Source organism: Epilithonimonas caeni DSM 17710, from assembly GCF_000426465.1.
GTDB lineage: Bacteria > Bacteroidota > Bacteroidia > Flavobacteriales > Weeksellaceae > Epilithonimonas > Epilithonimonas caeni.
Genome location: NZ_AUFK01000017.1, coordinates 290,463 through 312,652, shown reverse-complemented (window position 1 = coordinate 312,652; position 22,190 = coordinate 290,463). Strand labels below are relative to the sequence as shown.

The following is a 22,190-nucleotide window of genomic DNA, read 5'->3' as shown; positions in this document are numbered from 1 at the left end:
TTGTAAATCAAAGATAAAAACATTTGGCAATTTCTGCAGAAAAAATTTTAATTTTTAAAGATCGGAACATTGCTGCACGCTTCCCCAAACATCAGGGACTTCACAAGCGGTTTCAGTTGTTCCACCAACTCCACATAAGCATTGTTTGGGATAAACTCGTCGCTGCAGCCTTTAACCAGGACGCGTTTGTCTCGCAGTTCGGAAAAATCGTAGGTCTGGATGGCGTTATGCATTAGCAAAACTTCCAGATCTTCTCTGTTTCCAAACACAATTTTCCTTGCGGCATCCGTAATTTTGGAAGTAATAAGAAAGTAGGCCCACAACGGGATGATCACATCCTCGGAACAATAGATGTAAACATAGGCATCCTTGTAAATTTCCTCGTCAATATTTTTGATCTTTTCGCGGAAGTCTTTTTCCTTCAGAATCATTCCTTCCCAAAGAAAGTCCTTGATGTCGATTCCCAAACGTTTCCCTTTCGGAACAAGGTCAGAGATGTCAAAATTCACCAACCCGCTATTCGCAACTTTATTTACGATTTCTTCCATTGTTTGATATTTTTTTGGAGCTTGGTCCCGCTTTCCATTACAATCTTTTGCTTTTCCTTATGTGAAAGAAAAGCAAAAGGATTTCCACTGCAATCGGGGCTAGGCATTGGTCTGTAAAAACAAATTTCCCCAGATTAGAACTTTCTAAATCCTAATCGCTTAAAAAGCTTTAATTTTGTTCAAAGTTAACCATTTTGAACGGAAAACTTCTTTAGATCTATCTATCGAAAAGACTTTCAAAATCTAAAATCCAGAAACCTTGAAATATTACATCATAGCAGGCGAAGCTTCCGGCGATTTGCACGCTTCCAACTTAATGAAAGCCATCAAACAAAAGGACCAAAATGCAGATTTTCGTTTTTGGGGCGGTGATCTGATGCAGAAACAAGGCGGAACTCTTGTCAAACATTACCGGGATTTGGCCTTTATGGGATTTTTAGAAGTCGTTCAGAATCTTGGGACCATCCTCAACAATATCAAATTCTGTAAAAAAGACATCAAGGAAAATAAGCCGGATGTTTTGATCCTGGTAGATTATCCCGGATTCAATTTGAGGATTGCAAAGTTTGCCAAAGAGTTGGGAATCAAGGTTGTTTATTATATTTCGCCACAGCTTTGGGCCTGGAAAGAAGGTCGTGTAGAAACGATCAAAAAATATGTGGATGAGATGCTTGTGATTCTTCCTTTCGAAAAAGTTTTTTACGAGAAACATCAGGTCGAAGCGCATTTTGTAGGACATCCGCTTCTTGATGCGATTGAAGGTTTACCACCGATTGATATTCACAAATTCAAAAAAGAAAATCATCTGAATAATAAGGAAATTATTGCGCTCTTGCCAGGTTCCAGAAAACAGGAGGTTTCCAAAATGCTGGAAACCATGCTTTCTGTGAGAAATGATTTTCCAGATTATCAGTTCGTGATTGCTGGTGCGCCAAGCCTTGACAAACATTTTTATGAGCAGTTTGTAGATGAAGATGTTCATTTTGTCTCCAACAGAACTTATGATTTGCTAAGATGTTCCCAAGCTGCTTTGGTAACTTCGGGAACAGCAACTTTGGAAACCGCGTTACTCAATATTCCGGAAGTGGTCTGCTACAAAGGAAGCCGGATCTCTTACGAAATCGGGAAAAGATTGATCAAAAATATCAAGTATATTTCTCTCGTGAATCTGATTATGGACAAAGAGGTTGTAACAGAACTCATCCAAAATGATCTGAATACTAAAAACCTCGTTGAAGAACTTGACAAGATTCTTAACACAAAAAAAAGAGATGAGGTTTTGAATAATTACGAAGTTCTCAGAACAAAACTTGGTGGAAGCGGAGCAAGTCAAAATGCTGCGGAACTCATTGTAAATCTTAAATAATGGAATTAGAAAAGTTACTGGAAAAAATAGAATCTATTCTGCCAAAGATTGATTTGACCAATGAAAAGGTTTCCAAAGCATCAGTTGGCTGGCATCTCGAACATTCGCTTTTGATCATGAATGGAAGCCTGAAAGGTTTGGCGATGACAAATCCAGACAACTATAAACCGAAATTCAGTATCAAAAAGTTTGTGTTTCTCAATTTTGGAATAATTCCAAGAGGGAAAATCAAGTCTCCGAAACAATTTGTTCCACTGGAAATACCAACCAAAGAAAGTATCGGAAAGCTTCTGAATCTGGCGAAAGAGAGATTGAAAGCAGCAGAGAATCTTTCTTCAAGATCCTATATCACACATCCTTTCCTCGGCGACCTTGATAAGAAAACAACGCTCAAATTTTTGGGGCTTCATACTAATCATCATTTGAAAATTATTGATGATATTTTTAAAGGTTAAAATTCTCGCAGATTTTGCTGATTTAGCAGATGTTTGTGTTAACCTATTGCGTTTTTATTAAATAAATTTTAAATTTATGATTCAATAAAATAACACAAATGAGAATCAAAAATGACCGAAAACGAAATTTCTTATATTGTAAGAAAAGCCATTTTTAATGTATATAATGGTTTAGGACCTGGATTGCTAGAATCTGTTTACCACAAAATTTTAATTTACGAATTGGAAGACTTAGGATTGGATGTTAAGTCTGAAGTTTCTATACCGATAATTTACAATGAAATAACTTTTGATTGTGAATTTAGAATTGATATTTTGGTTGAAAATAAAGTGATTGTTGAAATCAAATCTGTTAAGGAATTAGAGAACGTTCATTTCAAGCAATTATCAACCTATCTCAAATTATCAGATAGAAGACTAGGGATTTTGGTGAATTTCAATACAGATAATATTATAGACTCTATAAAAAGAATTGTAAATAAAATTGAGAATTAGCAATGAAAATATTTGCTAAATCCGCAAAATCTGCGAGACAAAATTAATACAAAAACACAAATGAACTTCAATGAAAAAACAGCCATTACTGATATTGCTGCTATGCTTTATTGCAGGAATTCTTTTTCAAGAGCACCTGATTATGGGTCAGGCGCTCATCTTTCAACTTCTTATAATTTCAACTGCTTCTCTGTTTTCTATATTAGTTAAGAATAAATTTTTTCAACACATCAAACATTACTGTTTAGGATTTTTCTTTTTCTCAATTGGGATTTTTGTTCATTTTCATAATTCGGAACAACCCAAACTTCCGATTTTAAAACAAAAAGAAACGATTGTTTTTCAGCTTGATAAAAAGCTCAATTCCAATGAGAAGAACCGGAAGTATTACGTTGATGTTCTCGATATATCGGATTTGAAACAAAAAGAAAATCTTCCGGTAAAAACGGTTCTCAGTATTCCGAAAGATTTAGAAACATTAGATTTCAAGCATTATTATAAAGCCCAAGTTTACATCCATCAGCCGGAAGAAACTAAGAATGATTTCCAGTTCGATTACAAGAAATATCTCGCAAGACAAGGCGTCCATTTCCAGGCTTATTTACCGAATGACATTCTGAAAACCGAAAAACAAACCATTTCATTTGAAGATAAAATCAAACAAAAACGTTTGAATATTCTCAACAAAATCGATCATTCTTCATTGTCTCCGAAGATCCGGGAATTTCTGAAAGGAATAATTCTGGCAGACCGAACAGAAATGGATGCCGAGACTGTCAAAGATTTTAATCGAACCGGATTGGTTCATCTTCTTGCGATTTCCGGTTCGCATATGGCCATTATTTTTTGGATTGTTTTGATAATTTTCAATCAAATTATTCCTGTCAGGTTTAGAAAAGTTTCAATAATTTTAAGTATCCTCTTGATTTGGATTTTTGCTGTTTTCATCGATTATGGTAGTTCCGTGATGAGAAGTTGCCTGATGATTTCGTGCTATTACATGATGGTTTTATTGCAGAGAAAATCAGACTTGCTGCATTCTTTGGCATTATCGGCTTTTATTCTTTTGATTGTTGATTCGAATCGGCTGTTTGATGTTGGCTTTCAGTTGAGTTACGTTGCAGTTCTGGGAATTTGGTGGTTAACGAATCCAATTAAGGCTTTCTTCAGAAAGCCAACATTCAAAGCAGAAAAGTTCTTTTACGAAATATCAGCAATGACTTTTGCGGCGCAGATTGCGACCCTGCCTTTGGCGATCTATTATTTTCACCAGTTCTCTTTTGTTTCAATTGTCGCGAATCTTCTTATTATTCCGTTGTCTGAATTGATTATTGTTTCTTCTTTGTTAGTTGTTGTTCTGATAGTTTTTGGATTCGGTAATATTCCTTTCTTATATAGAGGTTTTGATGTCTTTGTGGAGTATATTTTAAAATTGATTCATTGGTTTTCAGGTTTCGAATCTTTGATGACAAAGAATATTCCACTCAATATTATAGAATTAAGTATCTTACTGTTAGTAATTTATTTTCTAAAGTTTTTAATCAAAGATATTTTCAATCCGAAGAACCTGTTGAGGTTTGGGTTTTCTCTTCTCGCATTTTTCGTTGTCCGAATTTCATTTAATATTTCTCATTATAACAAAGAAGAAATGATTGTTCACAGTTTTTACAAAGAGAAAATCGTGAGTGTCAAAGATAAAGACCAAGCTGTTTTTTGGATGAAACAGAATAAAAATGAAGATAAAATTCGGGACTTTGTTATCAATCCCTATTTGATCTCGAGACGGATAAAGGATTTTAAGATCAATTATATTCCTATGGATTCAGGAGCTTTTGTTTATCAGGGAAAACAGTATGTAATACAGGAATGACTTTGCTCGATGCATAAGTCCGTATCTTTCTGTAAAAAAGCATGGCGTCTTAATACAAACACACGTGTGTTTGGACCGCTTCAGCAAGCCTTCTATGAATCGGATTTTCAAAAGGATAATTTTTCACGTTCATCCTTATCAAAAAATGTCAAGTTATTTGGTTTAAAACAACAAGACCTTTTGATAAAAACATCAAGTTGTTTTAATGAAACGTCAAGACCTTTTTAGCCAATTCTGCAAACCTTCTGTTCATAGGACTTGCAGGAGGTCGCTTTTCTGACTTTAAAAACATAAAAAAGCCTCAAAAATCTGAGGCTTTTTTATTCATCAATTGATTGTAAAATCTATTTCACAATGATTCTTCTCACAAAACCTTCCGAAGTTTTTACCAGGTAAATGCCTGTGGAAAGTCTGGATGTATCGATGGTCAAAGCATTATTTTCTTTGGACAGCATTTTCCCGGACATATCATACAACTCATAACTTTGAGCTCTGTTGAAATATAGGATGTTTCCTTTGTTCACAGGATTCGGGAAGATGTTGAACGTAGCTTTCTTGCTTTTCACCTCATCAGTTACCAATTCTGGAGAAAGCGATACTTCATACATAGATAATGTTCCACTGATCTCGTTGGCGATTACGACATAACCTTTCCCGGTCGCAGAGTTTTCGGGAGCGATGTAGGTGATTCCTTCCGGACCGTTGTCACCGCCATAAGCTGATGTCATTCTGGAGTGTTTGTAATCGGTAAATGTCACGTTGTTCGGGTCGGTTACGTTATAAACCATTACGCCTCCGGTTCTTTCCAAAGTAATGAAAGCGAAGGTCTGCCCGCCAATCGTTCCAAGTGTCACACCTTCCGGCTCAGGACCTTTAGCACGGCTTCTCACTTTGGCGCCATTCGCCTCGTTATCCGCATTGAAGATCAAAGGATGGTTGGCTGTAATGTATCTTTCGAACTGGTCGCCACTGTCATAGACGATTTGTTTTGTATCTGCATTGAAGATAGAGAAAGACCTTGCTCCCAACGCATTGATTTCCTCAAAATCCGAATTGGAATCGGTGTTTCCGTTAACATTGGTTACTCTGAATCTGCCTAAGTTGTAGGATGCCTTCAGGATAGAAGCATTCGGGAAGTTATTTGGATTTAAAACATAACCATTTGCTCCAACAGTTGTTCTCTCGCTGAAACCGCCTAAATCTTTTTCATCACCTTCGTTTGCTGTCACAAGATAATTGGTGTTTCCTACTTTGAAAGAAACCATTGCATCCGGATTATAATAGGTTTTTACAGGCCAGTTCGCAATCAGAACTTCGCCGTTGTTGTCGGAAGCATCAAAGCCGTTTCCGGGCAGGCTCATATCTTTTTTGCCCAATCCCCAGATGTTTCCTAAAGTATTGGTCGTAAGGTCAACCTCAATAATTCCGTTGTTTTCCTGGCAAGACACCCAGGCTTTCTGGCTATCTGAACTGATAGCGATATATTCCGGTTCCAAATCCTGAGCTAGTGTACTCGTTGATTTCACTTTTCTCCCGCCTGAAGCAAAGAATGCAGCTTCCTGATTGTTGTAGCCTGCAAAAGAAAGTGTCGTTACATTAGACTGGGAAATATTAGAAATTCCTGCTGAGATATCAATAATACTGATAGAACCTTCCGGGTCAACGGTGTAAGCATCGTTGGGTTCGCCCTCGTTTGCGGTCATCACTTTTTTGCCGTCTGGTGTGAAAGTGACCATGTCCGGTAAAGCACCCACCGTTAATTGTTTCAGGAAATTTCCGTTAATGTCAAAGAAAACAGCAGAACCATTGCTTTGGGCATCCGTTCCATTTGGAGAGGACACCGCAAGAATTCCGTTTTTCACAGCAATACTTGTGATTCCCCCGTAAGGTTTCATATCTACAGTTTTGATGACCGTTGGTATTAGTGGGTTTGAGAAATCGATGATATCAAAAACATCAGTCAGGGAACTGATTGTAAATAATCTTTGAGTTTGTGGGTCGTGGACAACGATCTCTGTAGAGCTGTTTCCATTACTGGAAGGGTCAAAACTTCCGATGTAATTTAAAGTGATTTGATTGGAAGGTACAGGTGCTGGTCTATCATTGTCAATAATATAAATAGTAGATGAAGCATCTCCCGAAATCGCAGCCCCGACAGGACTTTCAAGACCTAGAACAAAATATTCTGCCTGTTGTTCTTGTATCGTATCATCAACGATCGGGATGTTAACGGTGTAAGTTGAAGTTTCGGGAACAATGTTGATCGTTTCAGAAATAAATGTATGATCATTGCTGTCTGCAGTTCCGAAAGCTGGCTTCGCAACCAGATTGACTGTTGCATTAGAAGGATTCGTAACATTGATTTTGAATGCCAAAGTTCCTGCATTCTCATCAACTTTGATCAAAGTTTTGTCTAATGAAATGCTTGTTCCCGCTGTTGTGAATGTACTCGAAGCTGAAGCTGTTACTGCATTGTCGCTTTCGTCTTCAACCACATTAGGTTTCAATGCCAGATAATAAGTTTGATTTGGAATTAATCCTCCAGTTGGGATGATTGTAATTTGATTGTTCGCAAATGTTGTTGTGAATGGAATGGTGTTTCCTGAAGCGTTATTCAATTTTAATTCAACAAGGTTCTGAGCATTGGCAGAAGTAATCGGCGAGTTGTCAATCAATCTTACATTCTCATTGAATTTGATTGTGGGATTAACGCTTGTAGAAGCGTTGTTGGCATTATTTGCCGGCGAATAAGTTACGGTGGGCGCAGTTGTATCCGTTCCTCCGATAGCATCAGCATCTACGGTAAAATTATCGAATCGGTTATTCCCAACAGTACCCCCGGTGCCTTGGGTAAACTGGACTTTAAGCTTGAAATTAGGATTGTTGGCAACTCCTGCAACACTTGAAAAATCAAAAGTAATTAACTCCGGGTTGGCATCTTTCGAAACAATGGTTTTGTAAGTAACAAAATTAGTTCCGTCCAAAGAGTAAGTCCATACCTGATTTCCTGCTCCGGAACCAGACCTTCTCGTGGAGAATTTTACAACCACATTGTTATGGCCGGTTGTGGGGATGTTAAATTGGATGTTTCCGTTGATAGGATAATTGTATCTCAAATGGGTTCCGGCAGCGTCTCCATTTCTAGCATTAAGATTATCTACATTGAAGTTTTGCCCTGTTCCTCCTGCAAAATCAATAAAAGTATCAGCACTGCCTGTTCCTGTTGAAGTAGCGGTGATGGTCCCGTTCAGTAGAGTAGAGGTTGGAGTGGTAATGGCTGCAACACTTGCATTGTTGTTGAAGTTCCAGTAATGGAGTAGTGTTTGCGCCTGGGTTGTGCCGTAAAACATAGCAGCAATAGGCAACAGACCTTTGAAAAGGTAATTGTTTTTCATTTTTACTTTATTTTTTTATTAGATTCGAGCAAAAATGAATATAAATATCGGATGCGGTTTTAATTGAATCTTAATAAATATTTAAGGTTTTTTAATTAATATTCAATTAAAATGAATGGTTTTTATTGAAACAAAAATGCCAAAAACATTATCAAAATATTTTTGGCATCCATTATTTGAATTTTATTTTTTTGTTAATTGTAACGTCTGCAAAATCTGATCATCTGACTTGTGGCGCCACTTTTTCTCCGAATAATTCGATAGATTTCATCATTATATCGTGAGATGGGTCCCCAACATCCATATGACCGATGAATCTCGAGAGTCCAAAGAACTCTTTCACATCATTGATCTTCTCCGCAACTTCATCTGCGCTTCCAACGAATAATGCGCCTTCTTTGCTTCTTCCGCCATCATATTGCTCTTTGGTGTATGGAGCCCATCCCCGGCTTCTGCCAATTCTGTCCATTTGGGATTTGTAGTTGAAGAAATATTGGTCAATCACATCCTGGTTATCGCTTACAAAAGTGTGGGAATGGATGGCAATCTGCATTTTGCTCTCGTCGTGTCCTGCTCTCAGATATTCCTGTTTGTAAAACTCGATGAGGTTTTTGAATTGTTTTGGCCTTCCGCCGATGATGGCAACAATCAAGGGTAATCCTAATTTGGCCGCTCTTAGAACAGATTCAGGAGTTCCGCCAACAGCAACCCAGATTGGTAAAACACCGTTGTTGAAAGCTCTTGGATAAACCGTCTGGTTTTCCATTGGTCTTCTTAATATTCCGCTCCAGCTTACATTTTCTTCGTTATTGATCTTCAATAATAAATCCAATTTTTCTTCAAAAAGCTGATTGTAGTCTGATAAATCATAGCCGTACAAAGGAAAAGATTCTATGAAGCTTCCCCGGCCTACGAAAATCTCTGCACGACCTTTTGAAATCAAATCTATCATCGAGAAATCTTCATAAACCTTTACGGGTTCTGATGAACTAAGAACTGTTACGCCGCTTGCCAGTTTAATATTATTTGTGATACTTGCAGCAGCGGCCAAAAGGATCTCAGGAGAAGAAACGGCATAATCTGCACGGTGATGTTCGCCCATCGCAAATACATCCAGACCGACCTGGTCCATTAGTTTTACCTGCTCAAGGATCTCGTTAAGTTTTATGCTTGCATCTCTATATTTTCCGGTTTTTGTGTCAAGAGAAACATCTCCGAACATTCCTATTCCTAATTCCATAATAGTCTCATTTTTTATAGAAACAAAATTAGGACTTAGGAATTTGATTCACATTGATGTAGGGTAATTTTGATAAATGATAAATGATAAATGATAAATGATAAATGATAAATGATAAATGATAAATGATAAATGATTATTTTGTTTTCTTTTTCTTCAGATTGGAGTAGATGCTTTTTACCAAGCCATCTGCAACAGAGATTTTTGGGACATAGATGTGTCTGATATCTGACCAGGTCATCACATTGTTGAAGATTTGAAGGGCCGGCACGATAACATCGGCGCGGTCTTCGCGGAACTGATATCGATGCATTCTCTCTTCTACAGACAGGTTTTGCATCTCTTTCAGATATTTTTTGATGACAGAGACCGGCATTGGTCTACCGTCTTTGGTTTTGCTGAGTGAGAATATTTTGTTGATATTGCCGCCGGAACCGATCGCAACAATCGGCTGTTTGCTCTTGATCTTATCTTTGATCTCGGCTTTCATTTCCTCCCAGATATTTGGAGTTACAAAACCATTTAACAGTCTGATTGTCCCGATGTTGAAAGAATGTTCGTACTTCATCTTGTTGTTTTCATAGAATGTCAACTCGGTAGAACCGCCCCCAACATCCACATAAAGATAAGCGAAATCTTTGTCCAGGCCTTCCGCAACATGATTTTCATAAATCAAGGTTGCTTCTTCGTCCCCTGTAATGATCTCGATATTGATACCGGCTTGTTCTTTTACGATGTCGATGATCTCTTGTCCGTTTTTCGCATCACGCATAGCACTGGTAGCACAGGCACGATAATGTTCGACTTTGTACATTGTCATTAGTTGACTGAAAATCTTCATCGTGTTGATCACCATCTGCTTTCTCTCTGTACCAATCTCACCGTTGCTAAACACATCAAAGCCTAATCTCAAAGGGATTCTCAGGAGATTCAGTTTCGTGAATTCTGCTTGTCCTTTTATTTCTTTGACTTCGTTGATGAGCAGTCTTGCGGCATTACTGCCTATATCTATTGCGGCAATTATCATTTTTATTGAGACGGATTAGAGTATAAAATTAAAGTAAATTATTAATATTTCTGATTTTTGAGATAATGATAGGTTTCAATCTGCGACCTGTTTTCGTTTTTCTTATCAGATTCTACATATTCGTTTCTCATATTTTTATCAAGAATTCGGGCTTTTACATTATCTTTCAATTGGATTTGCAGAAGCTCTTTCAACTCTTTTTTCAGATTTTTTTGTAAGACCGGAACGGCAGCCTCTATTCTGTAATCCAGATTTCTTGTCATCCAATCGGCAGATGAGATGTACATATTTTCTGCACCTTTATTATAGAAATACATTACCCTGGCATGTTCCAGGTATTCGTCCACAATACTGATGGCATATATTTTTTTCTTGAAATTTTTTTGATTCACGGCACAATAAATTCCCCGGACGATCATTTTGGTATCGACACCGGCATTTGCCGCCTCGTAGAGTTTAAGAATCAATGTTTTGTCGCTCAATGAATTGACTTTGATTATCATCTCGGCCTTTCTTCCAGCTCTGGCTTCTTCGATTTCTTTGTCGATATGGGCAATGATCTTTTCTCTCATGAACTGTGGGCAGACCATCAGACTTTTGCAGGTTTTCAGAACTGCTGTTGGGTCTGCTTTGGGTTTGTTCAGAACATTGAAAACTTTATTAATATCTGCCATTATTGCCCTGTTGGACGTCATCAGTAAATGGTCTCCGTAGATCTTGGCAGTTTTCTCGTTGAAGTTTCCCGTGCTTACAAAGCCATATTGTATAGTTCTGTTATTGACTCTTTTTTTGATGACACACAGTTTGGCGTGGACTTTTTTATTCGGGATTCCCAAAAGTACCTTTACACCTTCCAGTTCCAATCGGTCTTTCCATCCAAGGTTGTTCTCCTCATCAAATCTGGCGCGCAGTTCCAACATTACGGTTACTTCTTTTCCGTTTCGTACAGCATTGATAAGCGCATTTATAATTTTGGAGCTTGAGGCTAGTCTATAAGCTGTGATCTGTATAGATTTCACGTCAGGGTCCATCGCCGATTCTCTCAATAGATCGATTACTGAATCATACGAATGATAGGGGAAAGTCAATAAAACATCTTTTTTGATAATGACATCTGTGACCCTTTGTTTGTTGGCGAATTCCGGATGGATGAAAGATGTTCTTTCTACAGGCTTTTGATAAGCTTTGAAGACATCGGGAAAATCCATAAAATGTCTGAAATTATGGATCTTCTGTCCCGGAATGATACTGTCTTTTTTGGTGAGATTTAATTTTTTGATAAGAAATTCCAGCAGGGCCTTGTCCATTTCTTTATCGAAGACAAAACGTGTCGGTTTTCCTTTTCGTCGGCTTTTGATTCCTTTTTCGATTTTATCTGCCAAAGTTGTTTTGATATCGTTGTCAAGGTCAAACTCGGCATCTTTTGTCACTTTGAAACAATGTGCTGTAAACTCATCATAACCAAAATAAGAAAAAATATGGGGAAGATTATGAATGATGACATCCTCCAAAAGCATTACATCTTTTTGCTCCGGATTTTGAGTCGGCAACAGGACAAATCTACCATTTGCAGTCACAGGAAGTTCTATGATAGCATATTGACTTTCGTATTGCCATTCTTTTCTACGCATTGCAATACCAATGAAAAGACTTTTTTCACGCAGGTATGGCATCGGTTTGTTATCGTGAAGCAATATCGGGATCACATTGGATTCTACCTCCTCATCAAAATATTTCACGACGAAATCCTTTTGTTCTTTTGTAAGATGTTCGTGGTCTTTGATGAAAACCTTTTCTTTCGCCATTTCGCGCTGAACATCTTTCCACGTTTTGTCAAAATCCTCTTGTTGGTGGATAACAAGCTTATTTATTTTTTGTAAAATTTTGGAAGGCGCATCATAAAAAGACTCTGCCAAAACTTTTTGTTTGAAATCCATCGCACGTTTCAGTCCTGCAACTCTGACTCGGAAAAACTCATCCAGATTGTTGGAGAAAATTCCAAGAAAACGAATTCTGAGATGTATAGGGACGCTCTTGTCCATTGCTTCCTGCAATACTCTGGCATTAAAGCCAAGCCAAGTGACGTCGCGCGGATTAAATTCTTGTGCCATTATAGGGTTTTTGATAATCTCAAAATTAGTAAAATCCATTGTATTAATTTGGGATTGTAAACTACAATGTTTTGCCTGTTCATTATGTTTCTTAAATGTCAATTAAATTTTAAATACATCAACATATCCCATAAAATCTACATTTTCCCAGTTTTATTAAAAAATCAATAAAAGTCTATTGTTTTTTCGAAAAAATTTATACATTTGCTTCCCTTTTATTGAAAAAATATAAATATGAAGAAAATTCTATTAACATTAGTAAGTGTTCTTTGTTTGAATGTTTATGGACAGAGAACTTGTGGAACAGATAAGAAGATGGCAGAGTTTTTCGCAGCCAATCCACAAGCAAAAGCTAACCGGGAAGCTTTGAAAGATTTCTTGGTACACAATGACTACAAATCTAAAAAAGCAGGACTTGTTACAATTCCTGTTGTTGTCCACGTGCTATATTCAAATACCACAATGAATATTTCTGACGCTCAGATTGCTTCTCAGTTAACAGTATTGAATAATGACTACCGTAAACTGAATTCGGATTTCAGTACGATTGTTCCGGCTGGTTTCCAAGGTGTAGCTGCAGATATGGAATTAGCATTCTGTATGGCAACAAAGAAACCTGATGGCTCTACAACTACAGGTATCGAAAGAAAATCTGTTTCTGCCAATTTCAATTTTGATGACAATTATTACAAATCATCTGGTTTGGTGGCTTGGGATCCTACAAAGTATCTCAACATTTGGGTAGGAAATATGAGCGAAGATTATCTTGGCTGGGCTTATTTACCGGATTCTGCAGGTGCGGCATATGATGGTCTTGCGATTGGATACAAACAATTTGGGACAACCGGAACAGCGGCATATCCTTATAATTTAGGAAGAACTGCTACTCACGAGATTGGCCACTATTTTGGATTAGAGCATCCTTGGGGTTCTGTTGAGGATTATGGTGATACTCCAAATAAAAATAATTGTGGGAAAACAGGATGGGATGATTTCTGCGCAGATACACCTGCGACATACTATCCACACTTTACTAAACCAACTAATGTGAATATATATACCTGTGTTTCTACCACGCTTGGTGCGATGTATATGAATTATATGGATTACGTTTATGATAGACAAATGGCAATGTTCTCCAATGACCAGAAAACAATTGCACAAAATACAATGGCTGGTCCAAGAGCTAGCCTATTGAATTCTAACGCTTGTTCTCTTTTAGCAGTTGATGATGTAGAAAAATCAATTTCAATTAATGTTTTCCCAAATCCAGCTGTTAATTATATTTCTATTGCATCTCCTTTGGTTAAAATCAATGAGGTTGAGATTTTCGGTAATGATGGGAGATTGGTAAAAAAGGCAAACATCAATAATGAAACAGATAAAATTGATGTAAAAAGTCTTCCAGTTGGAACTTATTATGTAAGAACTTATGATAATGGTAATTTCATCAAGTCAATGAAATTTATCAAACACTAAACTAACTAAAATTTGACTTAAATGAAACTCCGTCCCATACGGAGTTTTTTTCTTAATGACAATTTGTCACTTTTTATGTCGTGGTACAAATATTGAGAATTGCTGATTGTAAATAATTAATAATAACAAAAAATAACATATAAAAATGAGTAAAATAATTGGAATTGACTTAGGTACTACCAACTCTTGCGTTGCAGTAATGGAAGGTAAAGATGCTGTAGTTATCCCTAATGCAGAAGGTAAAAGAACAACACCTTCTATCGTGGCATTTACAGAAGATGGAGAAAGAAAAGTGGGAGACCCTGCAAAAAGACAGGCTGTAACGAATCCAAAGAAAACGATATATTCTATCAAAAGATTTATCGGGACACACTTCAAAGAAGATGCTCAGGAGATTTCCAGAGTTCCTTATGAAGTAGTTCCTGGACCAAACGATACAGTGAAAGTAAAGATAGACGACAGAGAATATACGCCACAGGAAATTTCTGCAATGACGCTTCAGAAAATGAAGAAAACTGCTGAAGATTATCTTGGACAAGAAGTGACAAGAGCAGTGATCACTGTTCCGGCTTACTTTAACGATGCTCAAAGACAGGCTACTAAAGAAGCCGGAGAAATTGCAGGTCTTAAAGTGGAAAGAATCATCAATGAGCCTACGGCAGCAGCTTTGGCTTATGGTATGGACAAATCTCACAAAGACCAAAAAATCGCAGTTTACGATTTAGGAGGTGGTACTTTCGATATCTCTATCCTTGATCTAGGAGATGGCGTTTTTGAAGTGTTGTCTACAAACGGGGACACGCATTTAGGTGGCGATGACTTTGATGATGTAATCATTAATTGGATGGCAGACGAATTCAAAGCTGAAGAAGGTGTTGACTTGAAATCTGATGCAATCGCATTACAAAGATTGAAAGAAGCGGCTGAAAAAGCTAAAATCGAGTTGTCCTCTTCTCCTCAAACTGAGATCAATCTTCCTTATATTACAGCTACAGCTACAGGCCCTAAACACCTGGTTAAGACTTTGACTAAAGCTAAATTCGAGCAGTTATCTGCAGACTTGGTAAGACGTTCTATGGAACCGGTTGCTAAAGCATTGAAAGACGCAGGCTTATCTACTTCAGATATCGACGAAGTAATTTTGGTAGGTGGTTCTACAAGAATCCCGATCATCCAGGAAGAAGTAGAAAAATTCTTCGGTAAAAAACCTTCAAAAGGCGTTAATCCGGATGAGGTTGTAGCCATTGGGGCAGCTATCCAAGGTGGGGTTTTGACAGGAGATGTAAAAGACGTTCTTTTGTTGGATGTTACGCCGCTTTCTTTGGGTATCGAAACAATGGGATCTGTTTTCACTAAATTAATTGAAGCGAACACGACTATCCCAACTAAAAAATCTGAAATTTTCTCTACAGCTTCTGACAATCAGCCGGCTGTAAGCATCAGAGTAGGACAGGGGGAAAGACCAATGTTCAATGATAACAAAGAGATTGGTAGATTTGACCTGACAGATATTCCACCGGCACAAAGAGGAGTTCCTCAGATCGAAGTTACTTTCGATATCGATGCAAACGGGATCTTGAGCGTTTCTGCTAAAGATAAAGGAACCGGAAAAGAGCAGTCTATTAAAATTCAGGCTTCTTCAGGTCTTTCTGATGAGGAAATCGAAAGAATGAAGAAAGAAGCTCAGGAAAATTCTGCAGCAGATGCTAAGAAGAAAGAGGAAGTTGAGATCTTCAACAAAGCAGACGGATTGATCTTCCAGACAGAAAAGCAATTGAAAGAATTTGGCGACAAATTATCTGCAGACAAAAAAGCCGCAATCGAAACTGCTCACGCAGAATTGAAAACCGCTTTTGAAGCTAAAAACAGCGATGATGTGAAAGCTAAGACCGAAGCTCTTGATGCAGCTTGGATGGCAGCTTCAGAAGAAATGTATGCGCAAGGTCAACAGGCTCAAGGTGCAGATGCAGGGCAGTCTCAAGGAAATGCAAACGGAACAGAGGATGTCCAGGATGCAGACTTTGAAGAAGTTAAGTAGTTATTGATTAATATTAATTAACAAAATATAGAAAATCCCCACAGGCGTATGTTTGTGGGGATTTTTGTTTTTTCAAAGATTTTTGATTTTGTGCTTTTTTAAGTGTTTTTTATTACACATTTGTACCATATTTGTACCGGCACTTAAGCAGAGAAGATGTGGCACTTAAGATTTTTTTTCTTACCTTTAGTTTTTCTATATGTATGATTAAAAGGATTAAAAGAGAATGTCTGCATTGTTCGCAGGAATTTATACCTAAGACAGTAACTTCATTTTATTGTCGTGAGCAGTGTATAAAAAATGCTTACCAGAAAAGAAAGCGTCAAGAAAAATTAGAATTAAAAAGACAAGAACTGATTGATCAGATTCCTTTAGATAAAATTCTCTTGACAGTCCCTGAAGCTGTTTTACTCTTTGACATTGCAAAAAGAACACTTTATAGACTTATCAAACAAAATGTAATACCTTCTATTAATGAAGGAACTCGTTTAATAAAAGTAAATCGTGAAGTTTTGCAAGAAATGTTTCCTCCGGCATCTAAAGAAAAGATTGAAAAGAAAAATTCTAATCCTAACTTGTATGATCTTTCTGAAGAGAATTGCTATACTATTGGTGAGATTTCCAAAAAATTTCAGTTACACGATACGAGTGTATACAAGCATATCAGAAAGTACTCAATTCCCACCCGTCAAATTGGTAATTATGTTTATGCTCCAAAAAGCGAGATTGACAAATTATATAATGGTACTATAGATTAAGCTTATGAAACAACTTTCAAAAACTCAAGTTACAGTTAGATTGCGTAAAGCTGAGGATAGAAATGAATGGTATGTCTATTTGGAGAGTTATCCTGTATTTATTGCTGGAAAAAATAAACCGCAACGTTCTAGGGAGTATCTCAATAGAATTGTTTATACGGTTGAATGGGATAAAAAAAGAACAAGCAGAACTAACCTAAAGGACGGGACAAAAGCCTTTAAACCAAAGCGTGATGATAATGGAATTATAGTTTGTAAGAGTGAGCGTGACAGGGAGACAATGTTATATGCTGATGGAATTCGTAAACTACGCCAAAAAGAATATGATAATGTCGACTTGTATAGTGATAGCGATGCTATTAAGGCCGAATTGCAAGAAAAACAAAAAGAAAAATTTATAGATTACTGTAATAGGTTGCTAAAGAAAAGACACGGCTCAAATAATAGTTCTGATTCAATTAGAACTAACTGGAGGTGTTTAATTGAATTTATTATAGAGTTTTCCGGAGATGATTTAAGATTTTCAAAAATTGATTTGAGTTTTGCTGATGATTTTAAGCTTTATCTTTTATCGGCGCCCTATCGCGGAAAAAAGAAAGGAATTCTTTCAAATAATAGTGCTGCAACGTACTTTTCTATTTTTAAGGCAATAGTTTCCCAAGCTTTTATTGATGGTTATTTTATAATTGACTTATCAGCAAAGATTAAAGGTATTGGAGAGCAAGAATCTTTCCGTGAACATCTCTCTTTGGAGGAACTTAATCTTTTAGTAAATACTCCTTGTGAAAATGATGAATTGAAAAGAGCATCTTTATTTTCTGCACTGACAGGGTTAAGACATTGTGATATTAAAAGGCTTAAGTGGAAAGAAATTGATGTTCAGTCAAATAGAATCAAAATTCAATTTAGACAAAAGAAAACAAAAGGAGTCGAGTATACACCGATTTCTGAACAAGCAATTCATTTATGCGGAACTCCGAGACTTCCCGAACAGCTAGTATTTGAAAATTTACAAGATAGCTCTTGGATTTCGAGACCTCTCGAAAAATGGGTCAAATCAGCTGGAATAACAAAGCATATAACTTTTCATTGCTTCAGACATACTTTTGCAACATTGCAGCTTTCTTTAGGAACAGACATTTATACAGTTAGTAAAATGCTTGGACACAGTAAAGTTACAACAACTCAAGTTTATGCTAAAGTAGTTGATGAACTGAAAAATAGAGCAGCTGGAGCTATTAAGCTGGATGAAAATATTTTAGAAGAAAACCAAGAAATTATACAAGCAAACTAATAAATATGAAAGTCAAAAATTTTGAATTAATATGTATGTATTTACCCATTATAGTGGTATGTATCCTTTTAGGAACTCAAGTCAGAACATATTTTATCGATAAAGGGTCCGATGAATTTACGGCAAATATCTTTTTTATAGTCGTGATTTTCGTAGGTGTTGTTATTTATTCAGGTCTAACATTGTTTTTGCATACTATCTATGAAATTATAAGCAGAATTATTACTAAAAGAAAAAATCTAGTTTTGGTTAATGAATTCTTTTCTGGACCTGTTACTATTGCTGATATTAAAGAAGATTTAAAATTTAAAGAAGTTGTAAAGTTCGATAATAAGCTTGAGATTGCATTAAGATATACAAAGGAGCAATTTGCGCTATACACATCTGTTAATGATTTAGAAAACCTATGCAGCTACATTACAAAGTATGCTAAGAAAGAAAAAATAGAAAATTTTAGCCCTGTAAGGGTTCACAAATTATCTAATATGGATTTGTATCATTTTGGCTGGAACATTTGGAAGCACTTTGATAGGCGAAATCAATATGAAGTAGCATTGTTTTTAAAAGAAGTTTTTCAACATTCACTAAAAGATGTTGAAACGGACTCAATTAAAAGTCATTTAAAAGATGATGATGAAAAAGGTATCATTAAAATAAAAAGAGATTTAAAATTTTAGTATAATAAATATCTTAACTCCTTGCATAGTCGTAGCGATTATTGAGCATTTACTAATATTTCTGAAGCTATCCATTTACGAACTTAAATGTCGGGAATATTTCAAAAAATTATAATACATTATTAATAGTTAAATTTTTTTAGAAGAAATTTTATCATAAATAGATTTTACATAAAATGAAGAATGTAGAGAATATTCCTTTTTTACTGCAACAAATTGAAGGTAAATTAAATTCGCTATCTATAGAACAGGATAAATTAGATAATCCTCTTTTTGATATAGAAGTGACCAAAAACGAAATCTTACGGATCGAAAGTGAAATTGACCCGATAAAGAAAGAACTTATATCTTATACTGATATTCAGAGGCAGAAAGAATTAATGAGGATTCGTCTAACAGAGTATATGGATGTACTCGGCAAAAATCACGATCTCCCTTTTTCAAAAAGTCAGGGGCGTATTGGAGAATTAAATTTTTATCTAAAGCCCCTTGTTGATATCAGAAGTATTTTGAACAACGATTTGACAACTGGTATCAGCGTTAATTTAGCCCTGACAAAAGATCCATCTGATGCAGTCTTTGATGCAGAATCATTTAGAGAAACTCTTTTTCAGCAAAGACATAGTATTATCCAAGCAAACAATATCTTTCAACTCTTTGAAGTGTGCAGAAATTTCCTTGAAAAGATAAAGATAAATTATAAGTAATTTTTTTATTGGATAATGTCTTCATTGTAATGGATTCGCCACTTCGGATTGTACTGAGGTGAAGTTAACTGATAGTCTAAGTAAAAATCATAATCACTATTCATTGCCAGAAATTTACTGTAAAACTCTTCTTTATAACCTGCATTATCCAAGTAGAATCCAATAGCTTGGTGATAAGGATATACAAATGATAATTTTTTATAATGATGATGTAATTTATCTGCGTCAATTAATTGCTTTACCATAGCAAATGCATTAAGGATATTTTTTGTTCCACCGGAATATAGTGGTCTTACAGTACAGTCTATAAGTGTCTTTTCAAGATTTGAAACTTTTACTCCATTAATGAAGGTTTCCATTGTAGTACTGCTTTGATTTTTAAGAAAGTAAAATGTTTTGTCTCTGAATTGCTTTATATTTTTTGTGACTCTCTGAGGTTTACTAAAAGCTAAATCTATATTTCCTTGAGTTAAGGTGTTTTTAGGACTGGAAATGCTATCGATCTCTTCTGATAAATAGATGGCGTTGTTTTCAATAGTACTTATTTGATGCATTATTAGTGCTGAATGGTGGCTAAAGTGTGTATATTTGTTATACGCATAAACCAAGTCAACAACTTCAGGATTGGAGTCATTGAAAATATATAAATCTTGTTCTAAGGTGTAATGTTTTTGAAGTATGTATTCGCTAATTTCTTTACTTAATTTTTTGAATTTGCGAAAACTCGAAATTTCCTGTACCAAATAATCAAATTCCTTTTTATTTAAAGCCTTTCTGTGAGGACTACCAGCAATATAAGCATCAACAATCTTTTCAAAATTCATTAGTACGTAGTATTATTTACTTATGTATACATAAGAAATAATACAAAGTTAGTCTTTTTTATTTGAAAAGTCAAATGGAGGAGATTTTTATTTAAAATGTCCGTTATTTCATACAAAATGTGTAATTTTGTATGAAATAACGGACATTATGAAAAAGAAACAAATAATTTTACCCAAGTATTTGGCTCTGCTGGAACAAATGGGAGAGAATATTAAACTTGCTCGAAAAAGAAGAAAATTAACTACAGAGCAGGTTTCAGAGAGAGCCGGAATTGTACGTTCAACACTACATCTTATTGAAAAAGGTGATCCAAGTGTGGCAATGGGATCATATTTTAATGTTTTGAGAGTATTGGGTCTTAGCGATGATATTTTAAAGCTTGGATCTGATGATGAATTTGGAAGAAAATTGCAAGATTTAGAATTACTGAAATAATATAATTAAATGAAATCTACTAAAGTTGACATATTTGTATATGCAGATTGGATTGACCTTCAAGGTCCTCATTTAATGGGGATTTTGTCAGCTCATCAGGGTAAAGGAAAAAAGTCCTTTAGTTTTGAATATGATAAAGAGTGGATTAAAAGTGCGGGTCAAAATTTAATAGATCCTGATCTTCAGTTGTTTGGAGGTCCACAATATCCAACCAATAAAGAAAATTTTGGTGTTTTTATGGATAGTATGCCTGATACTTGGGGAAGAACACTAATGAAAAGAAAATCTATTCAGGTAGCCAAAGAAACTGGAGAGAAAGAAAAGAAACTTTATGATCTGGATTATTTATTAGGAGTGTATGACCAAACAAGGATGGGTGCTCTGCGATTTAAGACTTCAATAGATGGAAATTTTTTAGATGATGATGAGAATAACCCTACACCACCCTGGTCATCATTAAGAGAGTTGGAGGCAGCCGTGAAAAGTTTTGAAAATGAAGATGAGCCTAAAATGAAAAGGTTATTAGCACTGCTTGTAGTTCCAGGATCTTCATTAGGGGGTGCAAGACCGAAAGCTAATGTTATGGATCAGGAAAAAAATTTATGGATTGCTAAATTTCCTTCAAAAAATGATACAATTGATAAGGCAGCGTGGGAATATCTGGCATACCGATTAGCTACTGATGCCGGAATTAATATGTCAGAAACAAAGATTCAAAAATTAAGTAACAGCTATCATACATTTTTCACCAAAAGATTTGATAGAACAAACTCCGGAAGAATTCATTTTTCGTCAGCTATGACTATGACAGGAAACAATGAAGAAAAATTAAGAGATTCAACTGCAAGTTACCTTGATATCGTTGATTTTATTACGAACTACGGTATTGATGTTAACAATAATTTGAAGGAATTATGGAGAAGAATCGTGTTTAGTATTTGTATATCAAACACAGATGATCACCTTAGAAATCACGGATTTATTTTAACCCCAAAAGGATGGATACTTTCACCAGCCTATGACATTAATCCGTCTGTGGATAAAGAAGGACTTGCTCTAAATATTGATACAGATAATAATGCTTTGGATCTTGAACTTGCTAAGGAAGTGGGCGCTCAATTTAGACTGAACGAAAATGAAATGGATGAAATCATTGAAAAAGTCATTTCGGTTGTAAGAGGATGGGAAAGTATTGCTAGCGAGATTGGAATACCCAGATCTGAACAAGAGCGTATGAGATCTGCATTTTTACCATTTGAAAATTAATCTTTTAAAATAATCTTAGTAAATAAATTTTAATTGATTAATACGTTTAGAATGAGCTATAAAAATTAAGTTTCAACAGTAGGTAAAAACTTATTGCTTAATATCGATTACAAAAACACAGTGTTTTAAGTGTTTTCGTCGTGTTTTTCAAACACAGCGAAAACACTTTTTTCATTTGCACCATAATAATTAAAATCAAGTATT

18 protein-coding genes are annotated in these 22,190 nt (G+C 35.9%); 12 read left to right on the top strand and 6 right to left on the bottom strand.

The features are described from left to right. Positions 1–47: 47 nt before the first annotated feature. A complete protein-coding gene (locus K319_RS0111660; protein WP_027383762.1) occupies positions 48–548 on the bottom strand; it encodes a DUF2480 family protein in 501 nt (166 codons plus the stop codon). A 259-nt stretch (positions 549–807) separates the two neighbouring features. Here K319_RS0111660 and lpxB point away from each other — a divergent pair, with 259 nt between their 5' ends. The 4 genes from lpxB (at position 808) to K319_RS0111635 (ending at position 4,734) form a co-directional block, all read left to right on the top strand. After that, positions 808–1,914 carry a lipid-A-disaccharide synthase gene (gene lpxB / locus K319_RS0111650; protein ID WP_027383761.1) on the top strand — a complete coding sequence of 369 codons (1,107 nt, stop codon included), beginning with the start codon at positions 808–810 and terminating at the stop codon, positions 1,912–1,914. Continuing rightward, on the top strand, positions 1,914–2,369 hold the full coding sequence (locus K319_RS0111645; RefSeq protein WP_034671680.1) for a DUF1569 domain-containing protein: 456 nt from the start codon (positions 1,914–1,916) through the stop codon (positions 2,367–2,369). The genes lpxB and K319_RS0111645 overlap by 1 nt, the downstream gene beginning before the upstream one ends. Positions 2,370–2,480: 111 nt before the next feature. Continuing rightward, a complete protein-coding gene (locus tag K319_RS0111640; protein ID WP_027383759.1) occupies positions 2,481–2,864 on the top strand; it encodes a GxxExxY protein in 384 nt (127 codons plus the stop codon). Between the two features lie 70 nt (positions 2,865–2,934). Continuing rightward, positions 2,935–4,734, top strand: a complete 1,800-nt coding sequence (locus tag K319_RS0111635; protein ID WP_027383758.1) for a ComEC/Rec2 family competence protein — start codon at positions 2,935–2,937, stop codon at positions 4,732–4,734. A 344-nt stretch (positions 4,735–5,078) separates the two neighbouring features. Here K319_RS0111635 and K319_RS0111630 read toward each other — a convergent pair whose 3' ends face one another. From K319_RS0111630 to ppk1, 4 genes are all read right to left on the bottom strand, one after another. After that, positions 5,079–8,129: a choice-of-anchor I family protein gene (locus K319_RS0111630; RefSeq protein WP_027383757.1), complete on the bottom strand. Its 3,051-nt coding sequence runs from the start codon at positions 8,127–8,129 to the stop codon at positions 5,079–5,081. A 220-nt stretch (positions 8,130–8,349) separates the two neighbouring features. Continuing rightward, positions 8,350–9,369: an LLM class flavin-dependent oxidoreductase gene (locus tag K319_RS0111625; RefSeq protein WP_027383756.1), complete on the bottom strand. Its 1,020-nt coding sequence runs from the start codon at positions 9,367–9,369 to the stop codon at positions 8,350–8,352. 136 nt (positions 9,370–9,505) lie between these two features. Further along, positions 9,506–10,396, bottom strand: a complete 891-nt coding sequence (locus K319_RS0111620) for a Ppx/GppA phosphatase family protein (RefSeq protein WP_027383755.1) — start codon at positions 10,394–10,396, stop codon at positions 9,506–9,508. Positions 10,397–10,437: 41 nt separating this feature from the next. Continuing rightward, positions 10,438–12,507, bottom strand: a complete 2,070-nt coding sequence (gene ppk1, locus K319_RS0111615; RefSeq protein ID WP_027383754.1) for a polyphosphate kinase 1 — start codon at positions 12,505–12,507, stop codon at positions 10,438–10,440. Between the two features lie 234 nt (positions 12,508–12,741). Here ppk1 and K319_RS21090 point away from each other — a divergent pair, with 234 nt between their 5' ends. The 6 genes from K319_RS21090 to K319_RS0111585 all read left to right on the top strand — a co-directional run bounded on the left by K319_RS21090 (position 12,742) and on the right by K319_RS0111585 (position 19,460). Continuing rightward, entirely contained in the window at positions 12,742–13,986 is a 1,245-nt protein-coding gene (locus K319_RS21090) for a M43 family zinc metalloprotease (protein ID WP_051230625.1), read from the top strand. Positions 13,987–14,131: 145 nt separating this feature from the next. Next, positions 14,132–16,024, top strand: a complete 1,893-nt coding sequence (dnaK, locus tag K319_RS0111605) for a molecular chaperone DnaK (protein WP_027383753.1) — start codon at positions 14,132–14,134, stop codon at positions 16,022–16,024. Between the two features lie 158 nt (positions 16,025–16,182). Beyond that, complete coding sequence (locus K319_RS0111600; RefSeq protein WP_228370502.1) at positions 16,183–16,782, top strand: helix-turn-helix domain-containing protein; 600 nt, start codon at positions 16,183–16,185, stop codon at positions 16,780–16,782. A 4-nt stretch (positions 16,783–16,786) separates the two neighbouring features. Further along, positions 16,787–18,076 (top strand): site-specific integrase, encoded by a 1,290-nt coding sequence (locus K319_RS0111595; protein ID WP_002977236.1) that lies wholly within the window; start codon positions 16,787–16,789, stop codon positions 18,074–18,076. 5 nt (positions 18,077–18,081) lie between these two features. Then, on the top strand, positions 18,082–18,753 hold the full coding sequence (locus tag K319_RS0111590; RefSeq protein ID WP_002977238.1) for a hypothetical protein: 672 nt from the start codon (positions 18,082–18,084) through the stop codon (positions 18,751–18,753). Positions 18,754–18,929: 176 nt separating this feature from the next. Next, positions 18,930–19,460 carry a hypothetical protein gene (locus K319_RS0111585; protein ID WP_002977239.1) on the top strand — a complete coding sequence of 177 codons (531 nt, stop codon included), beginning with the start codon at positions 18,930–18,932 and terminating at the stop codon, positions 19,458–19,460. Between the two features lie 5 nt (positions 19,461–19,465). On the opposite strand, the gene K319_RS0111580 is transcribed toward K319_RS0111585, so the two are convergent. Continuing rightward, complete coding sequence (locus K319_RS0111580) at positions 19,466–20,284, bottom strand: hypothetical protein (RefSeq protein WP_002977242.1); 819 nt, start codon at positions 20,282–20,284, stop codon at positions 19,466–19,468. Positions 20,285–20,432: 148 nt separating this feature from the next. Between K319_RS0111580 and K319_RS0111575 the strand changes: the two genes are divergently transcribed. Next, positions 20,433–20,720: a helix-turn-helix domain-containing protein gene (locus K319_RS0111575; RefSeq protein WP_002977244.1), complete on the top strand. Its 288-nt coding sequence runs from the start codon at positions 20,433–20,435 to the stop codon at positions 20,718–20,720. A gap of 9 nt (positions 20,721–20,729) precedes the next feature. Further along, positions 20,730–21,986, top strand: a complete 1,257-nt coding sequence (locus K319_RS0111570; protein WP_002977248.1) for a type II toxin-antitoxin system HipA family toxin — start codon at positions 20,730–20,732, stop codon at positions 21,984–21,986. Positions 21,987–22,190: the final 204 nt, after the last annotated feature.

Bases quoted from the DNA above. Each gene is read 5' to 3' on its own strand.
- K319_RS0111580 (WP_002977242.1), bottom strand. From the start codon at position 20,284: ATGAATTTTGAAAAGATTGTTGATGCTTATATTGCTGGTAGTCCTCAC.
- K319_RS0111635 (WP_027383758.1), top strand. From the start codon at position 2,935: ATGAAAAAACAGCCATTACTGATATTGCTGCTATGCTTTATTGCAGGA.
- K319_RS0111625 (WP_027383756.1), bottom strand. From the start codon at position 9,369: ATGGAATTAGGAATAGGAATGTTCGGAGATGTTTCTCTTGACACAAAA.
- K319_RS0111595 (WP_002977236.1), top strand. From the start codon at position 16,787: ATGAAACAACTTTCAAAAACTCAAGTTACAGTTAGATTGCGTAAAGCT.
- ppk1 (WP_027383754.1), bottom strand. From the start codon at position 12,507: ATGGCACAAGAATTTAATCCGCGCGACGTCACTTGGCTTGGCTTTAAT.
- K319_RS0111620 (WP_027383755.1), bottom strand. From the start codon at position 10,396: ATGATAATTGCCGCAATAGATATAGGCAGTAATGCCGCAAGACTGCTC.
- K319_RS0111570 (WP_002977248.1), top strand. From the start codon at position 20,730: ATGAAATCTACTAAAGTTGACATATTTGTATATGCAGATTGGATTGAC.
- K319_RS0111660 (WP_027383762.1), bottom strand. From the start codon at position 548: ATGGAAGAAATCGTAAATAAAGTTGCGAATAGCGGGTTGGTGAATTTT.
- K319_RS0111630 (WP_027383757.1), bottom strand. From the start codon at position 8,129: ATGAAAAACAATTACCTTTTCAAAGGTCTGTTGCCTATTGCTGCTATG.
- K319_RS0111645 (WP_034671680.1), top strand. From the start codon at position 1,914: ATGGAATTAGAAAAGTTACTGGAAAAAATAGAATCTATTCTGCCAAAG.
- K319_RS0111640 (WP_027383759.1), top strand. From the start codon at position 2,481: ATGACCGAAAACGAAATTTCTTATATTGTAAGAAAAGCCATTTTTAAT.
- K319_RS21090 (WP_051230625.1), top strand. From the start codon at position 12,742: ATGAAGAAAATTCTATTAACATTAGTAAGTGTTCTTTGTTTGAATGTT.
- K319_RS0111585 (WP_002977239.1), top strand. From the start codon at position 18,930: ATGAAGAATGTAGAGAATATTCCTTTTTTACTGCAACAAATTGAAGGT.
- dnaK (WP_027383753.1), top strand. From the start codon at position 14,132: ATGAGTAAAATAATTGGAATTGACTTAGGTACTACCAACTCTTGCGTT.
- K319_RS0111575 (WP_002977244.1), top strand. From the start codon at position 20,433: ATGAAAAAGAAACAAATAATTTTACCCAAGTATTTGGCTCTGCTGGAA.
- K319_RS0111590 (WP_002977238.1), top strand. From the start codon at position 18,082: ATGAAAGTCAAAAATTTTGAATTAATATGTATGTATTTACCCATTATA.